The sequence below is a fragment of the Allobosea sp. LjRoot9 genome (genome assembly GCF_964252745.1).
Lineage (GTDB): Bacteria > Pseudomonadota > Alphaproteobacteria > Rhizobiales > Beijerinckiaceae > Allobosea.
Window position 1 is genome coordinate 158,378 of sequence record NZ_CAXUPC020000004.1, and the last position, 16,016, is coordinate 174,393.

The 16,016-nt window shown below is 65.5% G+C and carries 14 protein-coding genes; 12 read left to right on the forward strand and 2 right to left on the reverse strand.

Going from position 1 to position 16,016, the window contains the following annotated elements; genetic code table 11:
- Positions 1-8 precede the first annotated feature (8 nt).
- From hmgA to ACSQ3P_RS18060, 3 genes are all read left to right on the forward strand, one after another.
- Positions 9-1,370, forward strand: coding sequence for a homogentisate 1,2-dioxygenase (gene hmgA / locus ACSQ3P_RS18050; RefSeq protein WP_436166894.1), 1,362 nt, complete (start codon positions 9-11; stop codon positions 1,368-1,370).
- Positions 1,371-1,449: 79 nt separating this feature from the next.
- The gene (gene fahA, locus ACSQ3P_RS18055) at positions 1,450-2,760 is read left to right on the forward strand and encodes a fumarylacetoacetase (RefSeq protein WP_436166895.1); all 1,311 of its coding nucleotides are present in this window, start codon (positions 1,450-1,452) and stop codon (positions 2,758-2,760) included.
- A gap of 269 nt (positions 2,761-3,029) precedes the next feature.
- Positions 3,030-3,857, forward strand: a complete 828-nt coding sequence (locus tag ACSQ3P_RS18060; RefSeq protein ID WP_436166896.1) for a Bug family tripartite tricarboxylate transporter substrate binding protein — start codon at positions 3,030-3,032, stop codon at positions 3,855-3,857.
- A 198-nt stretch (positions 3,858-4,055) separates the two neighbouring features.
- On the opposite strand, the gene ACSQ3P_RS18065 is transcribed toward ACSQ3P_RS18060, so the two are convergent.
- Positions 4,056-4,928 carry a MurR/RpiR family transcriptional regulator gene (locus tag ACSQ3P_RS18065; protein ID WP_436166897.1) on the reverse strand — a complete coding sequence of 291 codons (873 nt, stop codon included), beginning with the start codon at positions 4,926-4,928 and terminating at the stop codon, positions 4,056-4,058.
- A 101-nt stretch (positions 4,929-5,029) separates the two neighbouring features.
- Between ACSQ3P_RS18065 and ACSQ3P_RS18070 the strand changes: the two genes are divergently transcribed.
- Genes ACSQ3P_RS18070 through ACSQ3P_RS18095 form a run of 6 tightly spaced genes read left to right on the forward strand, consistent with a single transcriptional unit; the run spans position 5,030 to position 11,482 of the window.
- Positions 5,030-6,655 (forward strand): ABC transporter substrate-binding protein, encoded by a 1,626-nt coding sequence (locus ACSQ3P_RS18070; RefSeq protein ID WP_436166898.1) that lies wholly within the window; start codon positions 5,030-5,032, stop codon positions 6,653-6,655.
- A 28-nt stretch (positions 6,656-6,683) separates the two neighbouring features.
- Positions 6,684-7,661, forward strand: coding sequence for an ABC transporter permease (locus ACSQ3P_RS18075; RefSeq protein WP_436166899.1), 978 nt, complete (start codon positions 6,684-6,686; stop codon positions 7,659-7,661).
- On the forward strand, positions 7,658-8,596 hold the full coding sequence (locus tag ACSQ3P_RS18080; protein WP_436166900.1) for an ABC transporter permease: 939 nt from the start codon (positions 7,658-7,660) through the stop codon (positions 8,594-8,596). Before ACSQ3P_RS18075 ends, ACSQ3P_RS18080 begins: the two co-directional genes overlap by 4 nt.
- A gap of 14 nt (positions 8,597-8,610) precedes the next feature.
- Positions 8,611-9,609 (forward strand): ABC transporter ATP-binding protein, encoded by a 999-nt coding sequence (locus ACSQ3P_RS18085; protein ID WP_436166901.1) that lies wholly within the window; start codon positions 8,611-8,613, stop codon positions 9,607-9,609.
- On the forward strand, positions 9,606-10,613 hold the full coding sequence (locus tag ACSQ3P_RS18090; RefSeq protein ID WP_436166902.1) for an ABC transporter ATP-binding protein: 1,008 nt from the start codon (positions 9,606-9,608) through the stop codon (positions 10,611-10,613). The genes ACSQ3P_RS18085 and ACSQ3P_RS18090 overlap by 4 nt, the downstream gene beginning before the upstream one ends.
- Positions 10,610-11,482, forward strand: coding sequence for an alpha/beta hydrolase (locus ACSQ3P_RS18095; RefSeq protein ID WP_436166903.1), 873 nt, complete (start codon positions 10,610-10,612; stop codon positions 11,480-11,482). The genes ACSQ3P_RS18090 and ACSQ3P_RS18095 overlap by 4 nt, the downstream gene beginning before the upstream one ends.
- Before the next feature lie 290 nt (positions 11,483-11,772).
- On the opposite strand, the gene ACSQ3P_RS18100 is transcribed toward ACSQ3P_RS18095, so the two are convergent.
- The gene (locus ACSQ3P_RS18100) at positions 11,773-12,693 is read right to left on the reverse strand and encodes a LysR substrate-binding domain-containing protein (RefSeq protein WP_436166904.1); all 921 of its coding nucleotides are present in this window, start codon (positions 12,691-12,693) and stop codon (positions 11,773-11,775) included.
- 178 nt (positions 12,694-12,871) lie between these two features.
- Here ACSQ3P_RS18100 and ACSQ3P_RS18105 point away from each other — a divergent pair, with 178 nt between their 5' ends.
- From ACSQ3P_RS18105 to ACSQ3P_RS18115, 3 genes are all read left to right on the forward strand, one after another.
- A complete protein-coding gene (locus tag ACSQ3P_RS18105; RefSeq protein WP_436166905.1) occupies positions 12,872-13,552 on the forward strand; it encodes an orotate phosphoribosyltransferase in 681 nt (226 codons plus the stop codon).
- Positions 13,549-14,862 (forward strand): hydantoinase/carbamoylase family amidase, encoded by a 1,314-nt coding sequence (locus tag ACSQ3P_RS18110; RefSeq protein WP_436166906.1) that lies wholly within the window; start codon positions 13,549-13,551, stop codon positions 14,860-14,862. The genes ACSQ3P_RS18105 and ACSQ3P_RS18110 overlap by 4 nt, the downstream gene beginning before the upstream one ends.
- 207 nt (positions 14,863-15,069) lie before the next feature.
- Positions 15,070-15,900, forward strand: a complete 831-nt coding sequence (locus ACSQ3P_RS18115) for an amidohydrolase family protein (RefSeq protein WP_436166907.1) — start codon at positions 15,070-15,072, stop codon at positions 15,898-15,900.
- Positions 15,901-16,016 lie beyond the last annotated feature (116 nt).

Here is a 16,016-nt window from a genome sequence, read left to right on the forward strand (position 1 = left end):
AGGCGACCATGAACGCTCCAGCACCATCGCCCCTCGGCCAGATCGCGTCGGGCTCGGGAATCACGGCGGGCTACATGTCGGGTTTCGGCAACGGCTTTGAGACCGAGGCACTGCCCGGAGCCCTGCCGGTCGGCCGTAACTCGCCCCAGAAATGTCCCTACGGTCTCTATGCCGAGCAGATCTCGGGTTCGCCTTTTACGGCACCGCGCACCACCAATGAGAGATCCTGGCTGTATCGGATCCGCCCGACCGTGGCGCATTGGGGACGCTTCACCAGGATGGCTCCCGGTTTGTGGTGTTCGGCGCCGCATCCGGCAGCGGATCTGCCGATCGGGCCGCTGCGCTGGGACCCGCAGGAGATCCCGAGCGAGCCGATCTCCTTCATCGAGGGCATTCGCACGATCACGACCTGCGGCGATGTCAGCGCGCAAAGCGGCATGGCGGCTCATGTCTACGTCGCCACACGCTCGATGCAGGACGAGTATTTCTACAATGCCGATGCGGAGATGCTGATCGTGCCCGAGCAGGGCCGGCTGAGGTTTCGAACCGAATTTGGCGTGATCACGATCGAGCCCGGCGAGATCGTCGTGATTCCTCGTGGCATCAAGTTCACTGTCGAACTCGTTGAGGGATCGGCTCGCGGCTACATCTGCGAGAATTATGGTGGCGCCTTGACGCTGCCGGAGCGCGGTCCCATCGGCGCGAACTGCCTTGCCAATCCGCGCGACTTCCTCACGCCCGTTGCCGCCTATGAGGACCGGGATGCGGCGGGCAAGATGATGGTGAAATGGGGGGGAGACCTTTGGGCCTGCGATCTCGCCCATTCACCCCTGGATGTCGTGGCGTGGCACGGGAACTATGCCCCGTACAAATACGATCTGCGTCGATATGCGCCGGTCGGCCCGATCCTGTTCGATCACGCAGATCCCTCGATCTTCACCGTGCTGACCTCGCCTTCCGAGACGCCCGGCACCGCCAATATCGACTTCGTCCTCTTCTCCGACCGATGGCTTGTGGCGGAGAACACCTTCCGGCCGCCCTGGTACCACATCAATGTCATGAGCGAGTTCATGGGGCTGGTCTACGGCGTCTACGACGCCAAGACCGAAGGCGGTTTCGTGCCGGGCGGCATCAGCCTCCACAACACCATGCTGCCGCATGGTCCCGATGTCGACGCTTTTGAGAAGGCCTCGAACAGCGAGTTGAAGCCCCACAAACTCGAGAACACCCTCGCTTTCATGTTCGAGTCCCGTTTCCCGCAGGCCGTGACCCCCTATGCCGCTGAGAACGGCACCTTGCAGCGGGACTATGGACACTACGGAGCCAAGCTCGCCAAGCATTTCGATCCGGGACGTCGCGAACCGCGATAAGCGCCCTGCAGCGCGCAGATTTCTGCGCGAATGGAACTCGACCTGAATGGATCGGCCCGTCAGTGCAAACAGTGACCCCATGAGACAGCGTATCGATGAAACGCACGATGTGCAGCTGACGAGCTGGGTGGCATCGGCGAATGGTCATGCCGATTTCCCGATCCAGAACTTGCCGGTCGGCATCTTTACTGCCGAGGATGGTCGGAGGCGGCCCTGCACGGCGATCGGTGACGGCATCTTCGACCTTTCCGCTGCTTTGAGTGCGGGCTTGCTATCGGGCGGGAGTGCGGCGTTCGTGGAGGCTGCCGGGAGCGGGGTGCTCAATGATGCCCTGGCATTGGGCTCGGCCGCACGACGCGCGTTGAGGATCAGGCTCTCCGAATTGCTTCGGACGGGTGCGGTCGAGCGCTCCAGGGTGGAGCCGATGCTGCACCACGCCGCTTCGTGCAGCTTGCCTTTGCCTGTCACGATCGGTGATTTCACCGACTTCTTCGTCGGCATCCATCACGCGAGAAACGTCGGTCAGCTCTTCAGGCCCGATAACCCGCTATTGCCTAATTATAAGCATGTCCCGATCGGCTATCACGGACGCTCATCCTCCGTCGGCGCATCCGGACGGTCCGTCCGCCGACCCAACGGGCAGACCAGGGGCGAGGGAGGTTCGCCGCCTGATTTCGGCCCCTGCCGCAAGCTCGACTACGAACTGGAACTGGGAATCTGGATCGGTCCTGGCAACGATCTGGGAAGCCCAATTCCGATTGCGGAGGCGTCGGAGCATATTGCGGGCTTCTGCCTGCTGAATGACTGGTCGGCTCGGGATATTCAGGCTTGGGAGTATCAGCCCCTCGGGCCTTTCCTCGCCAAGAACTTCAGCTCGACCGTATCGCCCTGGATCATCACGCCGGAGGCGTTGGCGCCCTATGCGATAGCTCAGCCGGCACGTCCCGAGGGCGACCCGTCGCCGCTTCCTTATCTCGTCGATGCCGATGATATGCTGACCGGCGCGTTCGACATCGAGCTGGAAGTGCTGATTTCGAGCCGGATGATGGCCATGCAGGAGCTGGCCGCCCACAGCCTGGCGCGCTCGAATGCGCGCTACATGTATTGGACGGCAGCCCAAATCGTGGCTCACCACGCCAGCGGCGGGTGCAACCTCAGGCCCGGCGATCTCATCGGCACCGGAACGATATCGGGCCCTGCGCCGACTGAGGCCGGCTCGCTCCTGGAAGCAACCTTGGGCGGGCGGAACCCGATCCTGTTGCCAGGTGGCGAGGAACGGCGCTTCCTCGAGGATGGTGACGAGGTCATCTTGCGCGCCCGCTGCCGCCGGCCCGGCTTCGCCGCGATCGGCTTTGGCGAGTGCCGCGCACAGATCCAGGCGGCGCCGTGAGACAGGTCCATGAAATCAGCCATCCCCGGCATTGAGGCCGGCGATCACAGTCAATCCTGGGGTCACGCAACCGAGTTTTCCAAGAAGACATCACAAAGGGGGAGATGATGACCGATACCAACACACTGACACGCAGAAGCTTCCTGGCGGCAACCGGCGCTAGTGCCCTGGCCTTGGCTTCGCCAGCCTACGCTGCCTATCCGGACCGGCCGATCAAATGGATCGTGCCATATGCTGCCGGCGGCGGAGCCGACATCATCGCGCGCCTTGTGGGCAGCGCGATGAGCGCGAAGCTGGGTCAAGCGATCGTCATCGAGAACCGGCCGGGTGCGTCGACCAATATCGGGGCGGACGCGGTGGCAAAGGCGCCTCCGGACGGCTACACCCTCTTGACCGCGGATAACGGCACGCTGGTCAACAACACCGCCCTCTTCGCAAAACTCCCCTTTGATCCGGATCGCGACCTGCGGCCGGTCGGGCTGCTGGCACGCTTCCATCTCGTGCTGAGCGCAGCACGCTCATCGCCGATCGCGAGCGCGAAAGATTTTGCAGAGCGCGCCAAGTCGACGCCAGATGGCCTCAATTTCGGCTCGCCTGGCGTAGGATCTCCGCATCACCTGACCATGGCGAGGCTGACGCGGGATCTGGGCCTGCGCCTGACCCATGTGCCCTATCGCGGGATGGCGCCGATGATCGCCGACCTGCTGTCAGGCAGCGTCGAAACCGGAATGGTCGACTACGCCGCAGGCGGCGAATTGATGCGCTCAGGCCAGGTCCGCCCGCTCGCCGTGTGCTCGCCGAAGCGACTGGCGGCCTTGCCGGACGTCCCGACGATCGACGAGGCCTATGGCCGATCAGGGTTCGAAGCCTATGCATGGCAGGGTTTGATGACGACCGGGAAGGCCTCCGACGAGGTGGCCGGAATTCTTGGCAAGGCTCACGCCGCCGCCCTGGGAGACGCTGCCTTGCGCGCGCGGATGAACGAGTTGGGCGTGGAGCCCTTGGCGGGCGGGCCTGCGGAATTCGCGCAGTTGATCCAGTCCGAAAGACAATTATGGGTGCCGCTCATCCGTGAGCTCGGGCTCAATCTCAACTAGAGCGGTTTTCGATCTGACTGAATCGTCATTGCGAGCGCAGCGAAGCAATCCAGGAACTGCAGAGCTCTACGTCCTCCTGGATTGCTTCGTCGCTTCGCTTCTCGCAATGACGATCTGTGTTTCACTCAGATCGAAAACCGCCCTAGAGTATCCCATAATCTTCACGGAGAGTTTGGGGCCTATTCCCCGGGGATTGCTCTAATAGTGGAAGGTCCAGAGCAGGCTCTCGCTCAGCCCCTTCAGCGCCTCGACCGCATCGGGGCGCTCGCGGGCCAGCGTGGTGATCAGCGCGCCAGCGACGGCGAAGGCTGCGGTCGGCGAGTTCGGCAGGAAGCTGTTGCGAGCCGGTGCGAAGAAGGTCATGTCGGCCAGCGGCACCAGCGGCGATGACGGTCCGTCGGTCAGGGCGATCAGGACGGCGCCGCGCTTCCTGGCGAATTTGGCGAGCTCGAGCGTGTTGCGCGAATAGCGCGGCAGCGAGATCGCGATGACGACGTCGTCGGGCCCGGCCGAGAGCATATGGCGGACGGCGCGTTCCGGCCCGCCGCGCGAGGAGGCGAAGACGACGTCGGCGTCGAGATAGAGCGCAAGCCCGTCCTCCAGGAAGGCGCCGACATAATAGCTAGCGCCGGAGCCGACGATGAAGATGCGGCGCGCCTTCAGGAACAGGGCGATGGCGCGGTTGACCGTCTCCTCCTCCAGCGTCGCGATCGCCTCGTCGAGATTGTTGGCCTCGCGCTTCAGGGTCGCCGCCATGGTGGCGAAGACCGAGCCGGCCGTGGCGCGGGCATCGGCGAGGCCTTCCACCGGCCCCATCGCGACCTTGAGCGCCGTCGATAAGGCTGCGCGGAAATCGCCGTAATTGCGGTAGCCCAGGGCCCGGACGAAGCGGGTTACAGTCGCGGTCGAGGTGCCGCTCTTTTCGGCCAGCCCCTCGATCGTCACGGTCGCGGAATCGAGCGGGCTCTGCAGCACGAAGTCGGCCGCCTTGCGATGGCCCTCGCTAAGCGAGGGGTAGATTTGGGCGATGCGATTGGCGAGGTCCGTCGTCGGCTTCAGGGCGCGTGACATGGCTTTCCCGCTGATTGACGTCGGATAATTTTCATGTTTTCTAGACCGTGAAAATAAAGCTGTCAAAAAATCGACCAGCTACGGGAACGGAGACGAAACCGATGCGTCAGCGCGCGCTCATCACCATCCTGCTCGGCGCCAGCTTGCTGAGCGCCAATATGCTCAGCGCTCCTGCCATGGCGCAGACCCTGCGCATCGCGCTCGCCTCAGAGCCGACCGCCGTCGATCCGCATTATCACGACCTTACCCCGAACAACGCGCTCGCGATGCATATCTTCGACGGGCTCGTGCTTCAGGATGAGAAGCAGGCGCTGCGGCCCGGCCTTGCCGCGTCCTGGGAGAATGACGGCAAGAATCGCTGGACCTTCAAGCTGCGCCAGGGCGTGACGTTCACGAACGGCAAGCCCTTCACCGCCGAGGACGTGGTCTTCACCTTCTGCCGCACGCTGAAGAACGAGACCAAGGTCTCCGGTTCCTTCGCCGACATCACCGGCAATTTCGCCTCGGTCGAGACACCGGATGCGCACACGCTCGTCATCAACACGACCGAGCCCGAGCCGCTGCTGCCGACCCTGCTCTCGGGCCTGCCGATCCTCACGGCCTCCATCGTCGAGCATGGCCCGATCAGCTACGACGTCGCCAAGAATTGCGGCGTCACCGGGCCCTGGCCTGCGGTCAATAATTTCAACGACGGCACGGCCGCGATCGGCACCGGCCCCTACAAGCTGAAGTCCTATGTGCGTGGCTCGGCGATCGAGCTCGAGCGCAACCCGACCTATTGGGGCCCTGCCGAGCCCTGGGCAACCGTGCGCTTCGTGCCGGTGACCAATGCCGGCCCGCGCCTCGCTGGCTTGCTCGCCGGCGATTACGACGTGATCGAGAACCCCGCCGCGCGCGACCTTGCTCGGATCAAGGGCGACAAGCGCTTCGGCCATGTCATCACGCCTTCGACCCGGGTGATCTACTTCCAGCTCGACGTCGGCCGCGACCAGAGCCCCTTCGTCAAGGCCGAGGACGGCAAGAACCCGCTCAAGGACGCCCGCGTGCGCAAGGCGATGTCGCTCGCCATCGACCGCGACGCCATCGTCAAGCGCATCATGGATGGCGCCGCCGAGCCGGCCTACCAGTACCTGCCGACCGGCATGTCCGGCACGCTGGCGAACCCGCCCAAGCTTGCCTATGACCCGGCTGCGGCCAAGAAGCTGCTGGCCGAGGCCGGCTACCCCAACGGCTTCCAGCTCACTTTGTCCTCGACCAATGACCGCTACATCAACGACAGCCAAATCACCCAGGCCGTCGCGCAGTACCTGACCCAGATCGGCATCAAGACCGAGGTCGATGCGATGACGCGGGCGATCTATTTCCCGCGCCGCGCCAAGAAGGAATTCAGCGTCGCGCTCGGCGGCTGGGGCTCGGGGACCGGCGAGGCCGCCTCCTTCCTGCGCCAGTGGCCGCCGACCCCCAACGAGGCCAAGACGCTCGGTGGCTCGAACTATGGCGGCTACAAGAACGACGAATTCGACAAGGTGATCCGCGCCGCGGTCACGACGCTCGACGACAAGAAGCGCGCCGAATTGCTGCAGCAGGCGATGACACTCGTCCTTGCCGACGGCGCCTTCATCCCGCTGCACTTCGAAAGCGGCATCTGGGCCTTCAAGTCCGAATTGGCGGTCGCAGGCCGTGCCGACCAGTTCATGCTCGCCATGTCGGTGAAGCCGGCCAAGTAAGCCGGCCGCCAACTCTTCGAGGTTCGGCATGACCGCCTATGTCCTGCAGCGGCTGATCCAGAGCGTGCTCGTGCTGCTCGCGGTCTCGGTCGTGGTCTTCTTTGCCGTCTACGGTATCGGTGACCCGATCGAGCTCCTGGTCTCGCCACAGGTCAGCGATGCCGAGCGGCAGGCGCTGATCCGCCGGCTCGGGCTCGATCTGCCGGTCTGGCAGCAATACCTGACCTTCATGGGCAACGCCCTGAAGGGCGATCTCGGTCGCTCCTTCGTCCATGGCGTATCGGCGCTGCAATTGATCCTGGCGCGATTGCCGGCGACCTTCGAGCTGGTGCTGCTGGCGATGACGCTGGCGCTCACTGCGGGCATCCCGCTCGGGCTGATGGTCGGCCTCAACCCCGACAGCCGGCGCGCCCGCATCGTCATGGCGGGAACCGTGCTCGGCTTCTCCTTGCCGAGCTTCTGGAAGGGCATGATGCTGATCCTGCTCTTTGCCGTGCTGCTCGGCTGGCTGCCGACGGCAGGGCGTGGCGAGACGGTCTCGCTGCTCGGCCTCCAGACCAGCCTGCTGACGCTGGACGGGCTCAGGCACATCGCCTTGCCCGCCCTCAACCTGGCGATCCCGAACCTCGCGCTGATCGTGCGCCTCGTCGCCGCCGGCACCACCGAGACGATGACGCAGGACTATGTGAAATATGCCCGCGCCAAGGGTGTGCGGCCCCGGCGCATCGTCAATCGGCATGTGCTGCGCAACATCCTGATCCCGATCGTCACCGTGGTCGGCGTCGAGTTCGGCAGCCTCGTCGCGTTCTCGACCATCACCGAGACCGTCTTCGCCTGGCCGGGCATGGGCAAGCTCCTGATCGATTCGGTCTACCAGCTCGACCGGCCTGTGGTCGTCGCCTACGTCCTCCTGGCAACGCTGCTCTTCGTCACCGTCAACTTCCTGGTCGACGTGCTCTATGCCGCGCTCGACCCGCGGGTGAAGCTCGCCGGAGAGCAGGCATGAGCCTCGACATGCCCCGCTCGGACTTGCCTCGCCCGGACTTGCCCCGCCTCGCCGGGCCGGTGCAGGCCGATACGCCCCTGCGCGAAAAGGTGCTGGCCCGCCTGCGCAACCGGCCGACGACGCGCGGCGCCGTGATCCTGCTCGGCATCATGGTGGTGCTCGCTTTGCTGGCGCCGGTGATCGCGCCGCAGAACCCGCATGATCTCGGCGCGCTCAGCGTGATGGACAACCGGCTGGCGCCCGGCGAGCAGGGCATGGGCGGCTTCACCTACTGGCTCGGCAGCGATGCCCAGGGCCGCGACATGTTCAGCGCCATCCTCTACGGCCTGCGCACCAGCCTGCTCGTCGGCCTCGCCTCGACCATTGGCGCGCTCACCATCGGCATCCTCGCCGGGCTCGCCGCGGCGCAGTTCGGCGGCGCGGTCGACGCCGTGCTGATGCGCATCGTTGACTTCATGCTCGGCTTTCCCTCGATCCTGGTCGCGCTCGTGCTGCTGGCCTCGATCGGGCGCGGCGTCGACAAGGTCATCCTCGCCATCGTGCTGGTGCAATGGGCGCAGTACGCCCGTTTGATGCGGGCGGCAGCGCTGGTCGAGCGGCGCAAGGAGTATATCGAGGCCGCCGTCAATTTCGGCCTGCCGACCCGCCACATCATGCTGGCGCATCTGCTGCCGAACTCGGTCGGCGCCGTGCTCGTCGTCGCCAGCATCAGCATCGCTTCGGCGATCACGCTGGAGGCGACCTTGTCCTTCCTCGGCGTCGGCGTGCCGGTGACACAGCCCTCGCTCGGCCTCCTCATCGCCAACGGCTTCGAGTTCCTGCTCTCCGGCGAATACTGGATCGCCGTCTTCCCCGGTATCGCGCTGGTGCTCTTGATCATGTCGCTCAATCTCGTCGGCGACCGCCTGCGCCGCAGCTTCAACGTGCGCGCATGAGCTTCGACGTGGACATGAGCGAGACGCCTCTCCTTTCCGTGCGCGGCCTCAAGACCGTGTTCCATGCGCAGGATGGCGCCTGGCCGGCGGTGGACGGCGTCGATTTCCACGTCAACAAGGGCGAGGTGCTCGGCCTTGTCGGTGAATCCGGCTCGGGCAAGTCGGTGACCGGCTTCTCGCTGGTGCAGTTGATCGACCCGCCGGGCGAGGTCGTTGCCGGTGAGATCCTGTTCGATGGCATCGATCTGCGCGCCGCCTCGCAGGAGCGCCTGCGCCAATTGCGCGGCGACCGGATCGCGATGATCTTCCAGGACCCGCTGATGACGCTGAACCCGGTGCTCAGCATCGGCGAGCAGATGAGCGAGGCGATCCTCGAGCATCGCGACTGCAGCCGCGACGAGGCGCTCGCCAAGGCGGCGCAGGCGCTGGCGCGGGTCGGCATCTCCTCGCCGGAGACGCGATTGAAACAGTTCCCGCATGAATTCTCCGGCGGCATGCGCCAGCGCGTGGCGATCGCGACCGCGCTCCTGAACGACCCCGACCTGATCATTGCGGACGAGCCGACCACGGCGCTCGACGTCACCATCCAGGCGCAGATCCTCTACGAGATGCAGAAGCTCTCGCGCGAAACCGGTGCCGCGGTGATCTGGATCACGCACGACCTCGCCGTGGTCGCCGAGCTCGCCGACCGGGTGGCGGTGATGTATGCCGGGCGCATCGTCGAGATCGGCGATGTCGAGACCGTGCTCGACCGGCCGTGCCATCCCTATACGCTTGGCCTGCTCAACTCCTCGGCCAGCATGGTCGAGCCGGGCGAGCGCCTGCACCAGATCGACGGCGTCGCGCCGCGCATCGACTCGCGCCCTTCCGGCTGCCCGTTCCGACCACGCTGCGAGCGGGCTCTGCCCGTCTGCGCCGACAGCGATCCACAGCCGCAAGCCTATGACGGCCGCACCCTGCGCTGCCACAACCCCGTGCCGGCAGCCCCCAAGCCGAATTTGGTGGCGGCATGAGCGAGCCCCTGTTCGAACTGCGCGGTGTCCGCAAATACTTCCGCGGCAAGGCCAATATCGCCGAGCGCATCCTGACCGCGATCGGCCGGCACGCGCCGCCTGCGACGCTCAAGGCGGTCGACGGTGTCGATCTCAGCATCGGGAAGGGCGAGGTGCTCGGGCTTGTCGGCGAATCCGGCTGCGGCAAGTCGACCTTGGCGCGCATCGCCACCGGCATCCTGCCGCCGACCGGGGGCGAGGTGTTCTACAAGGGCCGCTCCGCGGCCGGCCTCAAGGGCAAGGAGCGGCTCGATTATCTGCTCAAGGTGCAGATGATCTTCCAGGACCCTTACGCCTCGCTCGATCCGCGGATGCGGGTGAGCCGCATCGTCGGCGAGGCGCTTGCTGTCCACAAGCTCGTGCCGAAGGCGGAGCTCAATGGTGCGGTCGACCGGGCGCTGAGCGAAGTCGGGCTCGATCTCGCCTATCGCGAGCGCTACCCGCACCAGTTCTCCGGCGGCCAGCGCCAACGCATCGGCATTGCCCGCGCACTCGCGGTGAAGCCCGATTTCCTGGTCTGCGACGAGCCGGTCTCGGCGCTGGACGTCTCGATCCAGGCGCAGGTGATCAACCTGTTCATGGATGTGCGCGCGCGGCACGGGCTGACCTATCTCTTCGTCAGCCATGATCTCGGCCTGGTCCGCCATATCAGCGACCGCGTCGCGATCATGTATCTCGGCCGCATCGTCGAGATCGGCAGCGCGACCGCGATCTTCGCCGAGCCGGCGCATCCCTATAGCGCGGCGCTGATCAAGGCGATTCCCTCGGCGGCGCGGCGCAAGAGCAGCTTCCAGCCGCTGAAGGGCGAATTGCCGTCGCCGCTGGCCCCGCCCCCGGGCTGCCCCTTCCACCCACGCTGCGAGCACGCCATGGCGGTCTGCCGCGAGGTCCGCCCGGACCTCGTCGAGATCGCGCCCGGCCGCAGCGCCGCCTGCCACCTGCACACCACAGGGAAAGCCGCATGACCACGCTCGTTCTCGATCCACCGGTGGGGCGCAGCGCCCTGTCCTTCATCGACGCCCGTCATCCGCAGCGGCCGTTGGAGGTCAATTTTTACCGGCCGGCGCGCCATCGCCCGCAGGACGAGGTCGTTTTCGTCCAGCACGGCATGCTGCGCAATGGCGACGACTACCGCGACTTCTGGATCGAGGCCGCCGAAAAGCACAATTTGCTGATCGTCGCACCGACCTTCGGCAACGACCATTTCCCCAAGGCGGAAGGCTATAATAACGGTCTCGTCGTCGGCGAAGGCGGCGCCATCGCCGCCGAGGGCGACTGGCTCTATGCCGTGCCCGCCCGCGTGCTGGCGGCGCTGCGCCAAGCTGGCGTAACCAAGCGCGACAAGGTCAGGCTGTTTGGCCATTCCGCCGGCGGCCAGTTCGTCCACCGCCTGCTGGCGACGCAAGAGCAGACGCCGTTCGAGACGGCCTTCGCCGCCAATTCGGGCTGGTACACGCTGCCGACGCTGGAGCGGCGTTTTCCGGAGGGCCTAGACGGGCTCGGCCTCGGCGAGGCGGAGCTGGCGCGCTGGCTGGCCTGGCCGATGGTGATCTTCGCCGGCGACCAGGACATCGTCACCAGCGATCCCAACCTGCCGGCGCAAGTCGAGGCCTTGGCGCAAGGGCCGATGCGCTATGCGCGGGCGCATTTCGTCCTCGACTTCGCCAAAGCGGAGGCGGCGCGGCGCGGCGTGGCCTGCAACTGGTCGCTGACCACCGTGCCCGGCATCGGCCATGACGGGGCGGCGATGTCGCGCGCCGCCGCCGCCTGCTGGTTCGAGGGCCGCATTCCGACGGCCGAGGAGTTGAAGCCGGAGGCATCGCCGGTGGCCTGAGGTTTTGCGCTGTCTCGCAGGGGCGGGTTGGCCGGTCGCTGCTGGCCGGCGGTTTTCGGCGCTCACCGATGGCGTTACTCTCTCCCGTCATTCCGAGGCACGCCGAAGGCGTGAGCCCGGAACCCAGAACCGATGTGTGTCCTCGTGAAGCGCCCCGGCGACCTATGCCTTCTCAAGCAGCGGTATCGGTTCTGGGTTCCGGGCTCGATCCTGCGGATCGCCCCGGAATGACGGCGGTGGGTCCGGTGAAAATCATCAAGCTCTGGCCTTCAGGCAGACACCGGCTCCGGTTAGCCATGCCCACCACTCAAGGCCTCGGCCAGACGACGTGCCGGGGTGGGCAAGGCTGCAAAGTCAGTCGCATAGAGATTGATGGCTCGCAGAGCCCAGTCGTCGATCAAGGCGGCTGCGTGCAGGCGCCGATCCCCGAGCGCATCGAAGGCGCCTTGCGCCATCACGCCGATGCCCATGCCGCATTCGATCATTCGGCACAGGGCCGAGAGGCTATCGACCTCGACGCGCTGGCGCAGCACGCGCCCGGCCTCGCGGGCGACGCGGCTGAGATTGACCTGGACCGTGCTGCTGCCGCGCACACCGATCTGCTCGTAATCGAGCGCGGCGGCATAGGCGATGTGCTCCATCTCTGCCAGCGGATGGTCGAGCGGCGTCACCAGGACGAGCTGCTCGGTGCGGTAGGGCCGGGACTGCAGGCGCATGACATGCTCGCTCTCACCGCAGATGCCGAGATCGACCTCGCGGCTGAACACGGCATGGGCGACGGCCTGGCTGCTGTGCTGGCTCAGATCAATGCGGATCTCGGGATGCGCCCGCGCGAAGACGGCGAGATCGCCCGGCAAGAACTGCTCCACCGCCGAAGCGCTGGCGGCAAGCCGCACGCGACCACGCACACCCCTGGCGAATTCGTCGAGACCGCTGCGCAACCTCTCGACCTCGAAGATGATGTCGGCCGCATGGCCCGCAAGCTGCTGGCCGAGGAACGTTGCCCTGACGCCGCGGGCGTGACGCTCCAGCAGCGGCGCGCCGATCGCGCGTTCCAATTCCGCGATGCGTCGGCTCAGCGCTGATGTCGCGATGCTCCCGCGCTCGGCCGCACGCGCGATGCTCCCTGTCTCGCAAACCAGCATGAAAAGATCGAGCGTTGCCAGGTCGAGCTGGCGCAGGAAGCTGCGCAATGACGTCATAGTGTTCATGGCAAGCCGTAAACGAGAGAGCCGGTACGCCTGCGGCTCCGGCCAGGTCGGAGCAAGGATCATGACCGAAACGCGCCAGCCATCGCAAGATGCGATGGCTCGTGGGATTCTTTGAACTTCTCGTGGCCGGGGGAGGGCGGCTAGCGTCGCGGCTTCGTGTCCCGAGGCCGTCGCCATCATGCACCAGACCGCGTTCTCCTCCGAAACCTCGGCGCGCGTCGCCGGCGCGCTGGTCCAGCTTGGCGCCTTGCGTATCACGACGGGACAGCCCTTCGTCTACACCTCGGGCTGGGCGAGCCCGATCTATATCGACACCCGTCTCATCATGTCGGATGTCGGCCTGCGCCAGGTCGTGATGAGCATTGCGACGCGGCAGCTGGCCGGCATCGTCGCCGCCAAGGCGATCAACGCTGTCGTCGGCGCCGAAAGCTCCGGCATTGCTTTCGCTGCCTGGCTCGCGGAAAGCCTCGCCCTGCCCCTGCTCTATCAGCGCAAACGTCCGATGGGGTGGGGCAGCGCCGCGCGTCTCGAGGGCAAATTGCCGGAGGCAGCGCGTGTCCTCTATGTCGACGACGTCACCACCGATGCCCGTTCCAAGGTCGCGGCCGTATCGGCGCTGCGCCAGAGCGGGGCCGTCGTGGAGGACGCGCTGGTGATCGTCAATTATGGGATCTACCCGCACACCGATGCGCTGCTCGCCGAGAACGCCCTGACCCTGCACGCGCTGACGCAGTGGCGCGATCTCTTCATCGCTCTCAAGGATGATGGCGGCCTCTCCGACGAGGCGGAACGGGTACTGGCAGCCTTCGGTGCCGATCCCGTGACATGGTCGGTTGCCCATGGCGGAGTCGGCGCATGAGCCCCCGGCAAGAACTGATCAGGCAAAAACTCATCAGGCAGGAACTCGCTGCCGCGATCTTCGACGAGGTCGGCGCGCTCACGCGCGATGAGGCCGGCATCACCCGCGAGGCCTATGGCGAGGGTGAGGAGCGCGCGATGCAGGCGATCGAACGTCGCGCCGCCCTGCTGGGCCTCGCCGCGGAGCGTGATCGTTTCCAGAATCTCTGGTTGCGCCTGCCGGAGGATTCGCGCGCAGAACCGCCTGTCGTGATCGGCTCCCATCTCGATTCCGTGCCGCGAGGCGGCAATTTCGACGGGCTCGCCGGCGTCGTGGCCGGGCTGCTCTTGCTTGACGCCCTGCGTGGCCAGGCGATGACCGCCCCGCCTCTGCGGGTGCTGGCGCTACGCGGCGAGGAAAGCGCGTTCTACGGCAAGGCCTGCATCGGCTCGCTTGCCTTGCTGGGCCAATTGCCGGCCAGCGCATTGTCGCTGCACCATCGCAGCGGCCGCGGCACGCTCGGTGAGGCCATGGCGCGCAGCGGCGTCGATGTCGATGCCGTCGCCCGCAGCGAAGCCCTGCTCGCACCAGCCGAGATCGCGGCCTATCTCGAACTCCATATCGAGCAGGGTCCGGTGATGACCGCCCGCGACTGGCCCTCGGCCGTGGTCACGGGGATTCGGGGCAATTTGCGCCACAACCGCATCCGCTGCCTCGGGGAGGCTGGCCATTCCGGCGCCGTACCGCGCTGGCTGCGCAAGGATGCGGTACTGGCGGTCGCCGAGCTCCTGTCGCGAATGGACGAGCACTGGCGCGTGCTCCTGCAGATGGGCATGGACCTTGTGATGACAGCCGGCATCTGCACGACCGCGCCGGAATCCCATGCGGTCTCGGTCATCCCCGGCGAAGTCAGCTTCAGCTTCGAGGTGCGCAGCCAGGATTCCGCGACGCTGGAGCGCTTCTACGAGCTCTTCCGAGAGGAGTGCCGAACCGTGGCGACGTCGCGCGGCGTCCGGTTCGCCTTCGACGCGTGCCTCGCCTCGCCACCCGCCGTGATGGATGCAGGCTGGATCGGCTGCATCGAGGCAGCCGGCCATGCGCGCGGAACGAGCGTCGAGCAGATCGCAAGCGGGGCGGGGCATGATGCGGCTGTCTTCGCCAACGCAGGCGTGCCTTCGGGCATGATCTTCGTGCGCAACGCCAACGGCTCCCATAATCCCGATGAGGCCATGGCGATCGGTGACTTTGCCGACGGCGTCGATCTCATGCTCAAGGCTCTGCGAAAAGCGGTGCCGTCAAAGATCTCCACCTGCCCTCACGCCTTGGCCTGATCACGCGCCGATTGCGCAGCCTCCCACTGAAGGTATTTGCGGTGTCGCTCACAAATCTCCCGCACCGCCCACTCGTTGTGATGCTGGGCGGAGAGGGCGACGCCGAAATCTCCGCGCGGTCGAACGGTCGATCGACAAGCCCGCAATATGGCTGGTTAATGGATGGCTTATTGCCGATAGATATCGCGCAAAATGGGTGTGATCGGCATGAGCGCATTTGAAGAACGCAAGATCGACTGCCATGTCCACATCCTGGACCCTGCGCGGTTCCCTTACGCGCCGGATGTGAAATACCAGCCATCGGGCCAGGAGATCGGCACAGCAGAGCAATTGGCGGCTGTCGGCAACTTCTACGGCGTCGAACATTGCCTCATCGTCGGCCCCAATTCCGGCTACGGAAACGACAATCGCTGCCTGCTGGATGCGATCAAACGCGGCAATGGCAACTATAAGGGCATCGCGGTCGTGCCAAACGCGTGCGATCGTGAAACGCTCGCGGCCCTGCAGGCGATGGGGATTGTCGGGGTCGCCATCAACGCGACCTATCACAGCGTCGCGTACTATGACGACATCGCTCCGCTGATCGGCCATCTCGAAGCGCTCGGCATGTATCTGCAGATTCAGACGGAAGGCGATCAGTTTCTCGGCCTGCTGCCGCACATCGAGGATCGCACTGTCAAAATCCTCATCGACCATTGCGGGAGGCCGATCATTACTGACGGGCTGAAGCAGCCGGGCTTTGCCGCGCTATGCCGCCTTGGCGCGAGCGGACGCTGCTTCGTCAAACTCTCAGGCTTCGCCAAGTTCTCGCAGGAGCGCTTTCCGCATCGCGATGTCTGGCCCTTCATCGAGGCGCTGGTCGAGTCGCACGGCCTCGATGGCTGCATGTGGGCCTCCGACTGGCCACATCTGCGCGCGCCGGAGCGAATGGATTACGGGCCGTTGCTGCAGATGGTCGATCTGCTGTTTCCACGCGCCGCAGACCGAGCCAAGCTCCTGTGGGATACGCCGATGCGGCTGTTCCAATTCGGCGCGTGACAAGAGCCGGATGATTTCAGTTGGGATCACCAAGTGATCCCAACTGAAATCTGAATCCGTCTCTCATCCCGGGAGTGAGAGCAGGATGCGAAAAACCGGTTCCCACTTTTTCGCAT

Coding starts and splice junctions, on each gene's coding strand:
- ACSQ3P_RS18065 (WP_436166897.1), bottom strand. CDS start 4,928: ATGTCACGCGCCCTGAAGCCGACGACGGACCTCGCCAATCGCATCGCC.
- ACSQ3P_RS18110 (WP_436166906.1), top strand. CDS start 13,549: ATGAGCCCCCGGCAAGAACTGATCAGGCAAAAACTCATCAGGCAGGAA.
- ACSQ3P_RS18090 (WP_436166902.1), top strand. CDS start 9,606: ATGAGCGAGCCCCTGTTCGAACTGCGCGGTGTCCGCAAATACTTCCGC.
- ACSQ3P_RS18080 (WP_436166900.1), top strand. CDS start 7,658: ATGAGCCTCGACATGCCCCGCTCGGACTTGCCTCGCCCGGACTTGCCC.
- ACSQ3P_RS18070 (WP_436166898.1), top strand. CDS start 5,030: ATGCGTCAGCGCGCGCTCATCACCATCCTGCTCGGCGCCAGCTTGCTG.
- ACSQ3P_RS18085 (WP_436166901.1), top strand. CDS start 8,611: ATGAGCGAGACGCCTCTCCTTTCCGTGCGCGGCCTCAAGACCGTGTTC.
- ACSQ3P_RS18115 (WP_436166907.1), top strand. CDS start 15,070: ATGAGCGCATTTGAAGAACGCAAGATCGACTGCCATGTCCACATCCTG.
- ACSQ3P_RS18105 (WP_436166905.1), top strand. CDS start 12,872: ATGCACCAGACCGCGTTCTCCTCCGAAACCTCGGCGCGCGTCGCCGGC.
- fahA (WP_436166895.1), top strand. CDS start 1,450: ATGAGACAGCGTATCGATGAAACGCACGATGTGCAGCTGACGAGCTGG.
- hmgA (WP_436166894.1), top strand. CDS start 9: ATGAACGCTCCAGCACCATCGCCCCTCGGCCAGATCGCGTCGGGCTCG.
- ACSQ3P_RS18075 (WP_436166899.1), top strand. CDS start 6,684: ATGACCGCCTATGTCCTGCAGCGGCTGATCCAGAGCGTGCTCGTGCTG.
- ACSQ3P_RS18100 (WP_436166904.1), bottom strand. CDS start 12,693: ATGAACACTATGACGTCATTGCGCAGCTTCCTGCGCCAGCTCGACCTG.
- ACSQ3P_RS18095 (WP_436166903.1), top strand. CDS start 10,610: ATGACCACGCTCGTTCTCGATCCACCGGTGGGGCGCAGCGCCCTGTCC.